Annotated in this window: 15 protein-coding genes; 1 reads left to right on the top strand and 14 read right to left on the bottom strand. The window is 42.5% G+C overall.

Annotated features, from left to right (window positions below; translation table 11 throughout):
• Window positions 1-70: 70 nt before the first annotated feature.
• From AOG26_RS16405 to cutA, 14 genes are all read right to left on the bottom strand, one after another.
• A complete protein-coding gene (locus AOG26_RS16405) occupies window positions 71-1,384 on the bottom strand; it encodes an adenylosuccinate synthase (protein WP_054552439.1) in 1,314 nt (437 codons plus the stop codon).
• 225 nt (window positions 1,385-1,609) lie between these two features.
• On the bottom strand, window positions 1,610-2,488 hold the full coding sequence (gene hflC / locus AOG26_RS16400; RefSeq protein WP_054563493.1) for a protease modulator HflC: 879 nt from the start codon (window positions 2,486-2,488) through the stop codon (window positions 1,610-1,612).
• A gap of 5 nt (window positions 2,489-2,493) precedes the next feature.
• Window positions 2,494-3,660, bottom strand: coding sequence for an FtsH protease activity modulator HflK (gene hflK, locus AOG26_RS16395; protein WP_054563492.1), 1,167 nt, complete (start codon window positions 3,658-3,660; stop codon window positions 2,494-2,496).
• Window positions 3,661-3,751: 91 nt separating this feature from the next.
• On the bottom strand, window positions 3,752-5,041 hold the full coding sequence (hflX, locus tag AOG26_RS16390; RefSeq protein ID WP_054563491.1) for a ribosome rescue GTPase HflX: 1,290 nt from the start codon (window positions 5,039-5,041) through the stop codon (window positions 3,752-3,754).
• Between the two features lie 17 nt (window positions 5,042-5,058).
• Complete coding sequence (gene hfq / locus AOG26_RS16385; protein ID WP_054552435.1) at window positions 5,059-5,322, bottom strand: RNA chaperone Hfq; 264 nt, start codon at window positions 5,320-5,322, stop codon at window positions 5,059-5,061.
• Between the two features lie 80 nt (window positions 5,323-5,402).
• Window positions 5,403-6,320 carry a tRNA (adenosine(37)-N6)-dimethylallyltransferase MiaA gene (miaA, locus tag AOG26_RS16380; RefSeq protein ID WP_082401722.1) on the bottom strand — a complete coding sequence of 306 codons (918 nt, stop codon included), beginning with the start codon at window positions 6,318-6,320 and terminating at the stop codon, window positions 5,403-5,405.
• Between the two features lie 15 nt (window positions 6,321-6,335).
• A complete protein-coding gene (gene mutL, locus AOG26_RS16375; RefSeq protein ID WP_054563489.1) occupies window positions 6,336-8,180 on the bottom strand; it encodes a DNA mismatch repair endonuclease MutL in 1,845 nt (614 codons plus the stop codon).
• Window positions 8,181-8,203: 23 nt separating this feature from the next.
• A complete protein-coding gene (locus AOG26_RS16370; RefSeq protein WP_235575512.1) occupies window positions 8,204-9,511 on the bottom strand; it encodes an N-acetylmuramoyl-L-alanine amidase in 1,308 nt (435 codons plus the stop codon).
• A 66-nt stretch (window positions 9,512-9,577) separates the two neighbouring features.
• Window positions 9,578-10,051 (bottom strand): tRNA (adenosine(37)-N6)-threonylcarbamoyltransferase complex ATPase subunit type 1 TsaE, encoded by a 474-nt coding sequence (tsaE, locus tag AOG26_RS16365; protein WP_054563487.1) that lies wholly within the window; start codon window positions 10,049-10,051, stop codon window positions 9,578-9,580.
• Between the two features lie 142 nt (window positions 10,052-10,193).
• On the bottom strand, window positions 10,194-11,534 hold the full coding sequence (accC, locus tag AOG26_RS16360) for an acetyl-CoA carboxylase biotin carboxylase subunit (protein WP_054552430.1): 1,341 nt from the start codon (window positions 11,532-11,534) through the stop codon (window positions 10,194-10,196).
• A 23-nt stretch (window positions 11,535-11,557) separates the two neighbouring features.
• Window positions 11,558-12,022: an acetyl-CoA carboxylase biotin carboxyl carrier protein gene (gene accB / locus AOG26_RS16355; RefSeq protein ID WP_054552429.1), complete on the bottom strand. Its 465-nt coding sequence runs from the start codon at window positions 12,020-12,022 to the stop codon at window positions 11,558-11,560.
• A 30-nt stretch (window positions 12,023-12,052) separates the two neighbouring features.
• Window positions 12,053-12,505: a type II 3-dehydroquinate dehydratase gene (gene aroQ / locus AOG26_RS16350; RefSeq protein ID WP_054563486.1), complete on the bottom strand. Its 453-nt coding sequence runs from the start codon at window positions 12,503-12,505 to the stop codon at window positions 12,053-12,055.
• Window positions 12,506-12,853: 348 nt separating this feature from the next.
• Entirely contained in the window at window positions 12,854-14,680 is a 1,827-nt protein-coding gene (locus AOG26_RS16345) for a protein-disulfide reductase DsbD (protein ID WP_054563485.1), read from the bottom strand.
• Entirely contained in the window at window positions 14,680-15,000 is a 321-nt protein-coding gene (cutA, locus tag AOG26_RS16340) for a divalent-cation tolerance protein CutA (RefSeq protein WP_054552426.1), read from the bottom strand. Before cutA ends, AOG26_RS16345 begins: the two co-directional genes overlap by 1 nt.
• 162 nt (window positions 15,001-15,162) lie before the next feature.
• On the opposite strand from cutA, the gene AOG26_RS16335 reads away from it, so the two are divergent.
• A complete protein-coding gene (locus AOG26_RS16335) occupies window positions 15,163-15,639 on the top strand; it encodes an FxsA family protein (protein WP_054552425.1) in 477 nt (158 codons plus the stop codon).
• Window positions 15,640-15,696 lie beyond the last annotated feature (57 nt).

Below are 15,696 nucleotides of genomic sequence, written 5' to 3'. Positions count from 1 at the left end.
TCATTCCAGAGTGAATTTCGGGCACAAAAAAAGCTGCCGAGGCAGCTTCTTTTTTCAGTCACTATGACGATTATGCAAACGGGCTGCGTAATACCATAGTTTCTACACGGTCTGGGCCAGTAGAGATGATATCAACTGGAACGCCAGTGATTTCTTCAATACGTTTGATGTAATCAAGTGCCGCTTGCGGTAATTGATCAACTGACGTAGCACCTACTGTGTTTTCTGACCAGCCTGGCATCTCTTCGTATACTGGTGTTACTTTCTCGTAACCTTCAGCTGCTAATGGTGTAACGTTCGTTACTGTGCCATCTTCTAACTGGTAACCAGTACAGATTTTTAATGTTTCTAAACCGTCTAAAACGTCTAGTTTAGTTAAACAGAAACCTGAGATACTGTTGATTTGCACTGCGCGGCGCATTGCCACTGCGTCTAACCAACCTGTACGGCGTAAACGACCTGTCGTTGCACCGAACTCATGACCTTTGTCACCTAAGTGCTTACCAACTGGATCTTGTTTATCAAGACCGTCGTAAAGCTCTGTAGGGAATGGACCAGAACCTACACGTGTAGTGTAAGCTTTAATAATACCTAGCACGTAATCAAGGTGTAATGGACCAAAACCAGCACCTGTTGCTACACCACCAGCAGTTGTGTTTGATGATGTTACGTACGGGTAAGTACCGTGGTCGATATCAAGTAATGTACCTTGCGCACCTTCAAATAAGATGTTGTCGCCCGCTAAACGCGTTTGATCAAGAAGCTCAGTAACATCAACAACCATTGCTTTTAAGATATCTGCGATAGCCATTGCATCGTCAAATGTCTTTTGGAAGTCAACTGGTTCAGCTTTGTAGTAATGCTCCAATGTGAAGTTATGGTATTCCAATACTTCTTTAAGCTTGCTAGCAAACTGTTCAGGGTTGAATAAGTCACCTACACGTAAACCACGACGTGCTACTTTATCTTCATAAGCTGGACCGATACCACGACCTGTAGTACCAATTGGCTTATCGCCACGTGCTTTTTCACGGGCTAAATCTAATGCAATGTGGAAAGGTAAAATTAATGGACATGCTTCGCTGATTAATAAGCGCTCACGTACTGGTACGCCACGCTCTTCTAGCATGCCGATTTCTTTCATTAATGCTTCTGGTGATAAAACAACACCGTTACCGATCACACACTTAACATTGTCACGTAATACACCCGATGGAATAAGGTGTAAAACCGTCTTTTCACCGTTGATTACCAGAGTATGGCCTGCGTTATGACCACCTTGATAACGAACTACTAAAGATGCTTTGTCTGTAAGGAGGTCAACTACCTTACCCTTACCTTCGTCACCCCATTGGGTGCCTAGTACAACAACGTTTTTACCCATTGCAAATTCACTTAGAAAAAATTAGGACGAGATTTTATCAGAAAACGAGGTGAAAGATCACCCCGTTTAGCTTATTTTTTCTGCGCATGAATTTTTAACTTCTTAATTACTTAAACAACTACATGCAGAACAGGGGTTTATAAAATAGTTAAGGATAAAAATTAATCACACGCAAAAACAAAAAAGCCCTACATAAAGCAGGGCTTTTTATCACACAAATATTAATTACTGTGCTTTTGTACCTTTCATATAATTAAAGAAGTCGCTATCAGGTGAAATCACCATCACGTCTTGCTTATTTTTAAAGGTGTTTTTGTATGCTTCTAGGCTACGCACAAAACCGAAGAACTCAGCGTCTTTGTTATAAGCGTTAGCATAGATAGCGGCTGCATCGGCATCACCTTGACCACGAACAGTACGCGCATTACGCTCAGCGTCTGCAAGCATTACTGTTACACGGCGGTCGACTTCTGCACGAATTGTTTCAGCTTTCTCTTGACCTTCAGAACGGTGCTCTTTTGCAACCGCAGTACGCTCAGCACGCATACGTTGGAAGATTGAACTACTCACTTCTTGTGGTAAGTTAATTTGCTTAACGCGTACATCAAGTACTTCAATACCTAGCTCTTGTGCACTTTCAGACGCTTGAACTAATGCTTCTTCCATCAACTCACTACGCTCACCAGAAACGATCTCTCTGATAGTACGAGAACCGAAATTAGTACGCAGACCGTTGTTCACCTTTTGCTTAAGTAGTGTTTCAGCGTATTGCTTATCACCACGGGCACGCAGGTAGAATGCACTAAAGTCATTAATGCGCCACTTAACGTAAGAATCAACGATTAAGTCTTTTTTCTCACTTGTTACGAAACGGTCAGGTGCACCATCTAGCGTTTGAATACGTGCATCTAAACGACGTACTTGGCTAAAGAAAGGCACTTTTAGGTGTAAACCTGGGCCGTATACTACAGCCTTGTCGTCACTGTCTTTTTCAACTTTGCTGAATAACAGTACGATTGCCTTCTCGCCTTCTTGCACAACAAAAATTGAAGAGAAAGACAGCACAATAGCAATGGCAAGTATTACTAAACTAAAATTTTTCATCTTGCTTATCTCCCCTCATTAAAACGGTCAGTTGCGAAACGGTCATTGCTTGAATTTACCGTGCTGTTACGCGACGTGTTTATTTTATTGCGAAGGTCTTTGATATCACTTGAGCTTGGTAATGCAACACGTGTTGCTGTACCTTGCTTTTCCATGATTTTATCAAGCGGTAAATACATCATGTTATTACCACCTTCAACATCAACTAACACTTTAGAGCTGTTACCTAGCACTTCTTCCATCGCATCGATGTAAAGACGCTTACGAGTTACCTCTTTAGCAGCTTGGTACTCAGGTAATAGCTTTTCAAAACGTGCTACCTCACCTTGTGCTTCTAATGTAATACGTTCACGGTACGCTTCTGCTTCTTGCGTCATACGAGTAACTTGACCACGGGCACGAGGTTCAATTTCACGAGCATAGGCTTCTGCTTCACGGATGAAACGCTCTTCATCTTCTTGTGCAGCAATAGCGTCATCAAACGCGTCTTTTACTTCACCCGGCGGACGTGAATCTTTAAAGTTCACATCGCTTACAATAATACCTAGATTATATGGCTCGATGATTTTGTTAAGCTCATCCCACGTTTGTTGACGCACTAACTCACGACCTGTTGTAAGTACTTGGTCCATTTTTACATGACCAATTACATAACGTAATGCACTATCAAGTGCTTGTTGTAAGCTGTGGTCAGCATCAGTAACGCTGAACTTGTAAAGATGTGGGTCGATAACACGGTACTGTACTTCAAACTCTACATTTACCACGTTTTCGTCTTCGGTAAGCATAAAACCTTTAGCAGATAACGAGCGTACCGCTTCGATATCAACAGGGATCACGCGTTCAATGAAGGTCATTTTCCAACGTAAGCCAGGTTCTGCAATGCGATCGTATTGCCCAAATTGTAAAACAATACCGCGCTCAGCTTCTTTTACCGTGTAAATACCACTTAATGCCCATACAATGATGGCAATAATAAGGATGAAAGAAATGCCTGCGCCACCAAGTCCACCGCCGTTTTTACCTGGCTTATTACCACCAAATAAACCGCCAAACTTGTTGCCGAACTTACGCATTACCTCGTCTAAATCAGGTGGGCCTTGATCTTTTCCGCCTTTATTATTCCACGGATCTTTATCATTGCCATTATTACCCGGTTCATTCCAGGCCATAGCTATACTCCATTGTTATCTAAATGAATTAGGTTAAATCTATCAAATCTACAGCATTTCTCATACTAAAAAAGACAAATGCTGGTGATTTTTAATCAGTCACTACGAAAGAGTCGAGGTCTTGTCCCATCTCTTTTTTCAAGCGATTCCATTCTGCCATTGGCAAGCGTACCGATAATAACCAGTTTCCTTGCTCATCAAAACACTCTTGATGAACTGCATTTAAGTTGAATAATGCTGCCCGAATACGACCATGTTGTGGTGGTAATTTTAGCTCATCAGCAAACATCTTTTTGGCAAGTAACTCATTAATTGCCTCACTTAGCAGTTCACAACCAACGCCAGTGCGCGCCGACAACCAGACTCGTACCGGTTGACCTTCGTCGTTTCTATCTATACGTGGCGCAACGTCATCTAGCGCATCAATTTTGTTATAAACCAATAATTGCGGCACTTCATCTGCTTCTATTTCTTTTAAAACAGATTGTACTTGCTCAATATTTTCTTTTCGACGAGGGTCTGCCACATCGATAACATGTAGCTGTAAATCAGCTTCACGAGTTTCTGTTAAGGTTGCTTTAAATGCTGCAACAAGGTCGTGTGGTAAGTGACGAATAAAACCTACCGTATCAGCTAAAATAATTGGACCTATATCGCCGATATCCAACTTACGTAAGGTTGGATCTAGGGTTGCGAATAGCTGGTCAGCAGCATACACATCTGAGTCTGTAATACGGTTAAATAACGTTGATTTACCCGCATTGGTATAACCTACCAGTGACACAGTTGGAATTTCATTGCGCGTACGCGCACGTCGTCCCTGCTCACGTTGAACAGCAACTTTATCTAAACGGGCACGAATGTTTTTAATTCTTGCGCGCAGTAATCGTCTATCGGTTTCGAGCTGGGTTTCACCTGGGCCACGTAAACCTATCCCGCCTTTTTGTCTTTCAAGGTGGGTCCAACCACGGATCAAGCGAGTAGAAATGTGACGTAACTGAGCTAACTCAACCTGAAGTTTACCTTCGTGAGTACGCGCTCGCTGCGCAAAAATATCTAAGATCAAACTCGTACGATCAAGAACTCGGCACTGGCAAACGCTTTCTAAATTGCGTTCCTGTGACGGACTAAGTTGATGGTTGAAAATGATGACATCTGCATTGTGGATTTTGACAGTTTCAGCGATTTCTTCTGCTTTTCCGGTCCCGACGAAAAGTTTCGGATGTGGTGCTTGACGACTGCCTTGCACAATCGCCAAACTACTAACACCAGCAGAAGATACCAACAACTCTAATTCGTGAAGATCTTCGCGATCCCCCTCTTTAGGTAAGTCGATATGAACTAAAACTGCCTGTTCGCCGGCTTCATAACGGTCAAACAAGCATTACGCTCCTAAGTTTAAAAATTTCCAGATTCTTGCTCTTCTGAATCATCACTTCCTTGAACGCCTTGGAAGTTAACAGAACGCGCTGGAACAACAGTTGAAATAGCGTGTTTATACACCATTTGATTTACGGTGTTTTCAAGTAAAATAACAAATTGGTCAAATGACTGGATTTTACCCTGCAATTTAATGCCATTAACCAAAAAGATTGATACTGGAATGCGCTCACGACGTAACGCATTTAAAAATGGGTCTTGTAACGACTGGCCTTTTGCCATGTTATTTTCCTTCGTTCTAGGTGTTATTATAATTAAGTAGCTGAACTAATTTAACAAAGCTAAAAAACTTCCAGCTACTACTAGCTTAGCGAACTTACTACACGTTGCAAGTTTTCTTCATCACCCGTGGTCAACCAAGTTACTTCAGGCCAACCTCTTAACCAAGTGAGTTGTCGCTTGGCTAACTGCCGTGTGGCTGCAATACCACGAAAGACCATTTCATCATAGTCAATTTCGCCAGCAATGTAATCCCACATTTGTCTATAACCCACACAACGAATCGAAGGCAGGTCTGGGTGTAAATCATTACGTTTATATAGGGATGAAACTTCATTTTCAAACCCCTGATCGAGCATTATTTTAAACCTTTTCTCAATTCGCTGATGTAATTCACTGCGATCATCAGGTGCAATGGCAAATTGATGGAAAGTATAAGGAAGCTCAGGCTGCTTTTGTTTTTGCAGCTCAGTCATTGTTTTGCCTGTAATACGATACACTTCTAATGCACGATTAATTCTTTGCGAATCATTTTCGCTCATTTTTTTCGCTGCATCAGGATCGATTTTCACAAGCTCTTTATGCAAATGTGGCCAGCCAAACTGCTTTGCTTCCTTTTCGAGTTCAGCACGTACTTCAGGTGATGCCTCTGGTAGCGGTGATAAGCCATCAATAAGCGACTTAAAATACATCATTGTACCGCCAACCAATACAGGTACTTTACCTTGCTGATGAAATAGATCAATCTTTTCAATTGCATCACGGCGAAAATCTGCCACTGAATAACTATCTGCTGGGTCGATAATATCGATCAAGTGGTGCGGCGCACGAGCAAGCTCTTCGGCATTTGGTTTTGCGGTGCCGATGTCCATATCTTTATAGACTAATGCTGAATCAACACTGATTATTTCTGTGTTTAAATGCTCACACAGCGAAATTGCTAAATCTGTTTTCCCTGCAGCGGTTGGTCCCATTAAAAAAATGACGGGTAAGTTATTCAAGCCTAAATACCTTGCTTAGTTTAAAAACTGAGATAGTTCTATTTTAACTGCTTTTTGACGTAAACGTTGCATAGTTTGTGGATTATTTTCTAACCGAGCCACTTGCTCCAAAAAGGCTTGGCTTGCGTAATAGCGTGCTGGGATTTGCTGAGCTAACCAAGCTAACCATTCATCGAGTGAACTTGGTGAGGCTTTACAGCCAGCAATAAGTCGCTCAATAGCATCACTTACATCAAGTAAATAGACACAAGGCGGAAGCTTTTTCACCATCACAAACTGTTTTTCAATGACTAAATCAAAACCAAGTAAGGTAAACCACGACTGCTGAGCATTTAAAGCACTAATATCATCAGCACTTGCATTTACTCGCACAGGTAACAACAAGGCTTTGCCATCAAGGCTACCTGCTTGCTCTACGTGCGCTTGCCAGTCGAGTGCTAATGCATGCTTAAAGTGCGCAGCAAAGAGTTGGTTGTCTTCACTAAATACGCACTCGCCATCTCGTACATGAATAAGCTTGGCAAGTTTTGCTTGCTCTACAACCGGTGCTGTAACACTTGGTTCAGGGCGTACTTGGTCAAAATGCGCAGCATGTTGCTCGCTGATCCCTTGATAAAATGCATTGACATCTTGGTGCGATGTTTTACTGCGACCTTGGCTGTCACTACTAAAACCACCGCCAGAGCGACCTGCTCCAGTTGCCCCAGAATAACTCGCTGAACGTGTCGGCTGTAATTCAGATTTAGGGTAATCATACTGCTCTGTTGGCGCTGATTGAGTAAAACTTGGCTGTGTGCTGCTTGAGTGCGCCTCATCAAACGGAGCATGCTGAAAAGCAGTGTCATTATGCTCTGTAAAACCAGCTTCGTGCTGAAGCGGCACCACCACTTGTTTTATTGCCTGCAGGATAAAGTCATGCACTAAACGGCCTTGATGAAAACGCACTTCATGTTTTGCTGGGTGCACGTTTACATCGACCTGACGTGGGTCAATATCAATATAAATGACAAAACCTGGTAGCTCTTCTGAACCTGCGACTTCTTCAAAGGCTTGACGGATTGCATGCAAAATAAGTTTATCGCGCATCATGCGATTATTCACATAGGTATATTGCGTGCTATTCGTTGAGCCCACGGGTAATACCCAACCGCGCAGCATCAAACCAGCTTCACCTGATTGAATATGCAGCCCCTGCTCACTAAATGCTTTGCCAGCAACTTGAGCGACACGCGCTATTGCTTGCTCAGGGTTTGGTTTAGCACGGTATTGGCGCACAACTTTGCCATTATGAGTCAGGGTGATAGAGACATCAAAACGACTCAGCGCAATACGCTTTATGAGCTCATCAATATGTGAAAACTCGGTTTTCTCGGTGCGAAGGAATTTACGGCGCGCAGGGGTATTAAAGAATAAGTCTTTCACCTCAATGGTGGTGCCATCAGGGTGTGCGGTTGGCTTAATCTGCACCGCCATATCGCGACCTTCAGCAAACGCTTGCCATGCAGCCTCTTGCTGCTTTGGTTTTGAGCTTAAGGTTAACCGCGACACGGAACTAATTGATGCTAACGCTTCACCACGAAAACCCAATGAACAGATGTTCTCAAGGTCATCGAGTGACTTAAGCTTACTCGTGGCATGGCGCGACAAGGCTAATGTTAGCTCATCTTTATTAATGCCAGAGCCATTATCGCGAATGCGAATAAGCTTATGACCACCACGCTCAATATCTATTTGAATGCGCGTTGCGCCAGCATCTAAACTGTTTTCTACCAACTCTTTAACAACGGATGCTGGGCGTTCAACCACTTCACCCGCAGCAATTTGGTTAGCCAATCGCGCGGGTAGTATTTCTATACTCATAGTGTTCCTAACACGAAAATTGACTAGCTTTGAGGAATATCAAGCTCTTGACCAATAAATAAGGTATTTGATTTTAAGTTGTTGGCCGTTTTTAGCTTACTCACAGAGGTGTTATATCTGCTTGCTAAAATACTTAACGACTCACCAGGGCGAACTTTGTGTTTAGTCGGAAACTGCGACTTTAACTTAGCGAATAGCGAGTCATCTGGCGGGTTTTGCATATAGTAATTTTTAATCGAGGTGAAAATTGCTTTTGCTAAGCGCTCCTGATGCTGCGCCGTTTTTAGCATTCGCTCTTCGCGTGGATTCGAGATAAACCCTGTTTCAACCAAAATAGACGGAATATCAGGTGACTTTAATACTGCAAGGCTCGCCGCTTGTGGGCGTTTCTTATGCATTTTAGCCACTTTTCGTAATTCGCTAACCACTTCTTCTGCGACACTAAAGCCTGTTTTCATCGAGTGATCCATCGACATATCTAGCAGTGCTTGCGCTAAATATTTTTCGCTTGCGGTATCTTTTAATACCCCAGCTGCACCACCTAAAAGCTCTGAGTGTTTCTCTTTATCCTCAATCCATTTACCAATTTCTGAATTTGCACGGCGCAGTGATAGCACCCACACAGAAGCACCGTTTGGCTGTGGACTAGTAAAGGCATCCGCATGAATCGACACAAAGAAGTCAGCTTTTTTCTTACGGGCGATGCTAGTACGGGTGTTTAAATTTACAAAGTAGTCACTGCGGCGCACCATGCGCGAAATCATGCCTTTTTCAGCATCTATCATTCGCTCTAAACGCTTCGCTATTTGTAGCGTAATGTCTTTTTCATAAGTCCCTGACGGACCAATTGAACCTGGGTCTTCACCACCATGACCTGCGTCAATCGCAATAACAATATCGCGCTCTTGATGAAGCTCACGCTTTTTCACACTGGTGTTGGTCGAAGCAACAGGCTCTGCCTTCGGTGTTTTATCAACAAGGTCAACCACTAAGCGGTGTTCATATGGATCAGTTGGTAGTAAAGCAAATACCACTGGTTTGCTGGCTCGGGCTAACTCAAAAACAAAGCGCACACTTTTGCTGTCTTTAGGTTTTGAGTAACGTAGTTTTGAAACAATCTGATGCTTTTTAGGAATAGCTGGCAAGCTATCTAGTTTGTCGGTATTTTTTAAATCAATGACTAAACGAGCTGGATTTTTCAGCATGAAATAGCTGAAATCAGGTTTATCGTTTAAATCAAAGACCACACGAGTGCTGTCAGGTGAAGGCCACACACGTACGCTATTAATCGTATTTTGTGCAAGCGCAATCTGGCTCACAACCAATAACATCAAAGTAGTTAATAGTTTAAACGTACAACGACCCATTTTTACTAATACACCTTTATTTTTATATGTTTATTCTTGCGCGCTCTTAAGTTGCTGAACAATTGCCTGACCACGTTTGGTTAAGCTGTTAATTGCAATGGCACGCGCCTCGCCTTCATAGCGTAGGGTGATATCAAGATCCGGTGTTGGAATAAATTCGCCGCCTTTTTCTGGCCATTCCACAACACAAATAGCCTGTGGTGAAAAATAGTCACGAATTCCCATATATTCAAGTTCTTCAGGGTCACCTAAGCGATATAAATCAAAGTGATAGACATCAGCTTTAGCTAATTGGTAAGGCTCAACCAGTGTATAAGTTGGACTCTTAACCTTACCTTGATGACCGAAACCTTGCACGATACCACGGGTTAATGTCGTTTTACCGGCACCTAAATCACCATGTAAATAGATGACTGCCCCTTGCTCCATCAAGGTTGCAAGTTGCTTACCCATATTAACCGTTGCTGCTTCATCAGCGAGTGGAAAACCAACACTGTCGGTCATTATTACCTCATGAAAAACTAAAAACACATTACTTTGTTAATCATACCAGAATAATTTTGTAAGGCGAGAGCCGCTCTTATGCCTAGTTTGACAAAAAAAAGCCGGCAAAGTTGCCGGCTTTTTAGCTTAAACAGAATTTTGTTTACAGACCTAGTTTCTTCTCAAGGTAGTGGATGTTTGTACCACCGTTTTGGAAGTTTTCATCTGCCAAGATTTTCTTGTGCAGTGGTGTGTTGGTCTTGATGCCATCGATCACTAATTCATTTAACGCATTGCGTGAACGAGCAATAGCTACATCACGGTTTTCACCGTAACAGATCAGCTTACCAATCATTGAATCGTAATGAGGTGGTACTGTGTAATCTGCGTAGATGTGGCTGTCCCAACGAATACCTAAACCGCCAGCAGGGTGGAATCGCGTGATTTTACCTGGTGATGGAATAAAGGTGTCTGGGTCTTCCGCATTAATACGGCACTCAATTGCATGACCACGAATAACCACATCTTCTTGTGTGAATGATAATGGTTGACCCGCTGCAATTTTTAGCTGTTCTTTGATTAAGTCAACGCCAGTAACCATTTCTGTTACAGGGTGCTCAACCTGAATACGGGTATTCATTTCGATGAAATAGAACTCGCCGTTTTCGTATAAGAATTCGAACGTACCTGCACCGCGATAACCGATTTCGATACATGCACGAGTACAACGGTCACCGATGAACTTACGCATTTCAGCTGTGATACCTGGCGCTGGCGCTTCTTCAACAACTTTTTGGTGACGACGTTGCATTGAACAATCACGCTCACCTAAGTGAACTGCATTGCCTTGGCCATCAGCAAGTACTTGAACTTCGATGTGACGTGGGTTTTCAAGGAATTTTTCCATGTAAACCATACCATTACCGAAGAACTGCTTTGCTTCTTGCTGAGTAAGAGCGATTGAATCAATCAGTTCTTTTTCGCTGCGAACAACACGCATACCACGACCACCGCCGCCGCCTGCTGCTTTAATGATTACAGGGTAACCAATACGCTTAGCGATTTGAATGTTGCGCTCACTGTCTGCCGTTAATGGGCCATCAGAACCTGGTACACAAGGTACACCGGCTTTACGCATCGCTTCGATTGCAGAAACTTTGTCACCCATTAAACGAATTGTGTCGCCTTTAGGACCGATAAATACAAAGCCGCTTTGCTCAACTTGATCAGCAAAGTCTGCATTTTCAGAAAGGAAACCATAACCTGGGTGGATAGCAACTGCGTCTGTTACTTCTGCCGCTGCAATAATGCGCGGAATATCTAAGTAACTTTCAGTGGCTGCTGGTTTACCAATACAAATTGTTTCGTCTGCCAGTAACACGTGCTTAAGATCACGGTCTGCCGTTGAATGCACAGCAACAGTTTTGATCCCAAGCTCTTTGCAGGCGCGCAGTACGCGAAGTGCAATTTCACCTCGGTTTGCAATGACTACTTTATCTAACATAGAGTTGGCCTTTTGTTGCGCTATTATTCAATGATGAATAAAGGTTGATCGAATTCTACTGGCTCGCCATTTTCAACTAAGATAGCTTTTACTGTGCCTGCTTTATCAGATTCGATTTGGTTCATCATCTTCATTGCTTCAACGATACATAACGTATCGCCAACATTTACTTTAGAACCTACTTCTACGTATGGTGCTGCTTCTGGAGAAGCCGCTGAGTAGAATGAACCTACCATAGGAGATTTAACTTGGTGACCAGTCGGTGCAGCTGGAGCAGCCGCTTCTGCTGCTGGAGCCTCTGCTACTGGAGCTGGTGCCGCTGCTGGCGCAGGTGCTGCAAACTGTTGTGGTGCATACTGCATTGCAGGAGCTGCTGACATATTGTTACGATTGATGCGTACTGACTCTTCACCTTCAGTGATTTCTAATTCAGCAATACCAGATTCTTCTACTAATTCGATAAGTTTTTTGATCTTGCGAATATCCATTGAACGACCCGCCTGTTAGTTATTTAAAAATTAATGTGTGTTTTGCAACCGGCTAACAGCAGCTTCAAGTGCCACCTTATAACCCATTGCTCCTAATCCAATAATGACGCCTTGTGCCACATCCGAAAAATACGAATGATGACGGAATGCTTCTCGAGCATGCACATTACTTAAATGCACCTCGTAAAAGGGAATGTTTACACTGAGTAATGCATCCCGTAAGGCTACGCTTGTATGCGTAAATGCAGCAGGGTTGATAATAATTGCATCAACCGCTTGCCATGCATCGTGAATGCGTTCTATTAATGCAGCTTCACTGTTACTTTGGAAATGCGTTAAATCAACATTGAGACCGGCAGCAACCTGACTAAGTTCAGCTATAATCTCATCAAGAGATTGAGTGCCGTACTTTTCTGGTTCACGCTTGCCAAGCATGTTTAAATTTGGCCCATTTAGAACTAAAAGTTTGAATTTTGCAGCCATAATACGCGATATATCCTATAAGTAAGCAGTTTAACCATATTCATCATAAACCCACGCTTAACCTAAGCGTGCTGATGTAAAATAGCAACTATTTCTCACGTTAACCACCTATTATAGATATTTCGACGTAAATAGCAGCAAAATACTGGTCTAATCACTCCCTATTCGTGGCAAAGTCAAGCATAGCAAGGCACACAACAGGGTCATTCTAAGCGTTTTCCTGTTGATTAATTGAGCTTCACTGAGTGAATTTGCTATTTTTCACTTAAAATAAGTATTTTTTATGATGCAGATACGAAAACGCCACTCAGATGAGTGGCGTTTTGCTATTTTCTTGCACGTTTGCGTTTATTTAGCGCTATTTCGAACTTTTGCTAAATGTTCTGCAAAGTCTTTGGCATTTAAAAAGCCTGTTACGCGTTGCTCTAAAAGCTCATTACCTTGGCTATCGAAGAACAAAATGCTCGGCAACCCAAATACCGTGTATTCTTCCATTAGCTCTATGGTTTTTGCATCGCTTTCAGTTAAATCGATTTGAATTAATTCAAAGTGAGCAAATTGCTCTTGCACTTTAGCGTCAGGAAACGTGTAGTGCTCAAACTCTTTACAGGCAACGCACCAGTCGGCATATAAGTCGACCATTACTAAGCGCCCCTCGCTACTTGCCTGTGCAATTTCTTCTTTTAATTCACTTAGATTAGCAACTTGTCTAAAACCATGTGTTTTTACAGCAGCTTCAGCAACCACCGCTTTACTAGGCCAAAAATAATTTTTCGTTAAACTCGCCCCAGTCACAACCAATAAGGTTGCTGCAAACCACAATGCTGTTTTTAGCTTGCTTTGTGATTGACCACTTTGCCAATGGTGTAAATAAAGTGCTGTAGCAAGAGCTAATAAACCCGCCATTAACCAAATGATTTCAATATCAACAATACGCTCAAGCAGAATAAGTGGTACAACTAGCATAATGAAACCAAATAGGGTTTTCACTTGCTCCATCCAACCACCGGCTTTTGGTAGTAATTTACCGCCAGAAGTCCCCAGTAATAATAACGGTAAGCCCATGCCTAAACTGAGCACATAAAGTGTTAAACCACCGACAAGATAGTCACCACTTTGCGCCACATAAAGTAAAGCAGCAGACAATGGTGCTGTTGTACACGGTGAGGCAATCAAACCAGACAGTACACCCATCATAAATACGCCAACATAGTTGCCGCCTTTTTGCTGGTTACTAACCTGAGTGAGCTTATTCATCATGCCGCTAGGTAATTTGATTTCGTACCAGCCAAACATCGACATTGCCAATAATACAAATAAGATACTAAAGCTAATTAGTACAGTAGGATGCTGTAAATACCCTTGTACTTGCCCACCTAATGATGCAACCACTAAGCCCAGTGCTGCGTAAGTAACGGCCATACCTTGTACATATACAAACGACAGCGAGAACGCTTTTTTAGTCGATAAATTCTGCTGACCCGCTATAAGGCTCGACAAAATCGGAAACATTGGGAATACGCATGGCGTAAAGGCAAGACCAACACCAACTAAAAAGAAGATTACTAGGTTAGTTAGTAAACCTTGCGATGCCAGCTTATCGGTATATGACTGCTCACCAGCTGGTTTTGAAACTTCTTGAGAAGGGGCTGATGACGCTTCATTAGTATCGGCTGCTTGTGTTAATGCCGCTAATGCGTTCCCCGCATCTGCAGCCTGTGATACTTGCTCACCTGCAATCACAGATAAAGGAATGGTTCTAACTTCTGGCGGATAACATAACCCCGCCTCGGCACAGCCTTGAAAACGCACTTTAACAACCGCACCTTCTGTGACGTTACTGAGCTTAGAAACCACACTTAACGAATCAAAGAATACCTCGGTCTTACCAAAAAACTCATCTTCAATAATCACGCCCTTGCCAAGATCAGGAACTTCAATATCTGCGCCTTTGGCAATAATTTCGACTTTCTTTTTATAAAGGTAATAATCAGGCGCAATATCCCAGCCAATAAATAACGTTTTGCCTTGCTGGTCAAAATCGAAAACAAAAGCCTGATCAACTGGGAGAAATGTTTGCTCCGCAGGTTGTAGTAGATTTCCAAGTAAATTGTTATTACTCGCGCTTGCTGGCATAAGCCACAATGCACAAAGTAATAAAAGGAACGATCGCATTAATTAAGTACCTCATCCATCCAATTAAAATAGGCTAAATTGCCTGTAGCCACATCAACGACCTGAATTTCAGGCACCTCATAACTATGCAATTTCTTGATAGTTTGGATCACCTCATTCATTTTTTCTGACTTAGTTTTGATCAGTAACTTACTCTCAATAGCTTGAGTCACCTCGCCTTCCCACATGTAAATAGATTCAATAGTAGGCAAAATATTCACACAAGCAGCTAGCTTTTCTTTAACTAGATGTTGTGCCAACTGGCGGGCTTCAGCCTCATTTGCACAAGTCGTAAAAATAAGTCGAAAATGCGTAGTCATAAGGAACCTTTATTTGATTACGTGAGTCGCACCATAGTAGCCGATAGTAACTATAATGTGTAGCGAGCAAGGTGATCCTAGGTTCCGTCTTGAAAAATGACCTGCTCACCCCAATTTATATTTCACTGACTCGAAAGAGAATGACATTTTTTAGAGAGCGTTATGTTTAGATTTTTGTTTTTGTTATTTATTTTAGTGCCGATTGTGGAGATCGCGTTACTCATCCAAGTGAGTGAAGTGATCGGCGGCTTTGCCACCATAGCGCTTGTAATTGTGACCGCGATTGTCGGTGCGAAATTAGTGAAGCAGCAAGGTATGGGCGCGATTCAAAACGTGCAATTACAAATGGCACAAGGGCAAATGCCTGCAAAAGAATTATTTACTGGATTATGTGTCATTATCGCCGGTGTTTTATTAATGACACCAGGCATCATGACTGACTTTTTTGGCTTTTTACTACTCACGCCAGCGATTCGCAACAAACTGGCTGCAGGTCTTGCTAGTCAAGCAACTGTGCGTATGAGTTCGCAGGCAAATCAAGGCTCTGCACACTTCCAATATCATAGTAAAACAACCACTCATGAAGAGCCAAACCATCAACCGACAACTATTGATGGTGAATTTGAGCGAAAAGATTAAAATTTTTTAATTTTTGTACTTGGATTTTTTTAAGCCACCCCCATTAATGAATGCAAT

The sequence above is a fragment of the Pseudoalteromonas sp. UCD-33C genome (assembly GCF_001306895.1).
Classification (GTDB): Bacteria; Pseudomonadota; Gammaproteobacteria; order Enterobacterales; family Alteromonadaceae; genus Pseudoalteromonas.
Note: the sequence above shows the minus strand (reverse complement) of the source record. Positions and strands in the feature narration are given on the sequence as shown.

Coding starts and splice junctions, on each gene's coding strand:
- AOG26_RS16405 (WP_054552439.1), bottom strand. CDS start 1,384: ATGGGTAAAAACGTTGTTGTACTAGGCACCCAATGGGGTGACGAAGGT.
- hflC (WP_054563493.1), bottom strand. CDS start 2,488: ATGAAAAATTTTAGTTTAGTAATACTTGCCATTGCTATTGTGCTGTCT.
- hflK (WP_054563492.1), bottom strand. CDS start 3,660: ATGGCCTGGAATGAACCGGGTAATAATGGCAATGATAAAGATCCGTGG.
- hfq (WP_054552435.1), bottom strand. CDS start 5,322: ATGGCAAAAGGCCAGTCGTTACAAGACCCATTTTTAAATGCGTTACGT.
- mutL (WP_054563489.1), bottom strand. CDS start 8,180: ATGAGTATAGAAATACTACCCGCGCGATTGGCTAACCAAATTGCTGCG.
- AOG26_RS16370 (WP_235575512.1), bottom strand. CDS start 9,511: ATGTTATTGGTTGTGAGCCAGATTGCGCTTGCACAAAATACGATTAAT.
- tsaE (WP_054563487.1), bottom strand. CDS start 10,051: ATGACCGACAGTGTTGGTTTTCCACTCGCTGATGAAGCAGCAACGGTT.
- accC (WP_054552430.1), bottom strand. CDS start 11,534: ATGTTAGATAAAGTAGTCATTGCAAACCGAGGTGAAATTGCACTTCGC.
- accB (WP_054552429.1), bottom strand. CDS start 12,022: ATGGATATTCGCAAGATCAAAAAACTTATCGAATTAGTAGAAGAATCT.
- aroQ (WP_054563486.1), bottom strand. CDS start 12,505: ATGGCTGCAAAATTCAAACTTTTAGTTCTAAATGGGCCAAATTTAAAC.
- AOG26_RS16345 (WP_054563485.1), bottom strand. CDS start 14,680: ATGCGATCGTTCCTTTTATTACTTTGTGCATTGTGGCTTATGCCAGCA.
- cutA (WP_054552426.1), bottom strand. CDS start 15,000: ATGACTACGCATTTTCGACTTATTTTTACGACTTGTGCAAATGAGGCT.
- AOG26_RS16335 (WP_054552425.1), top strand. CDS start 15,163: ATGTTTAGATTTTTGTTTTTGTTATTTATTTTAGTGCCGATTGTGGAG.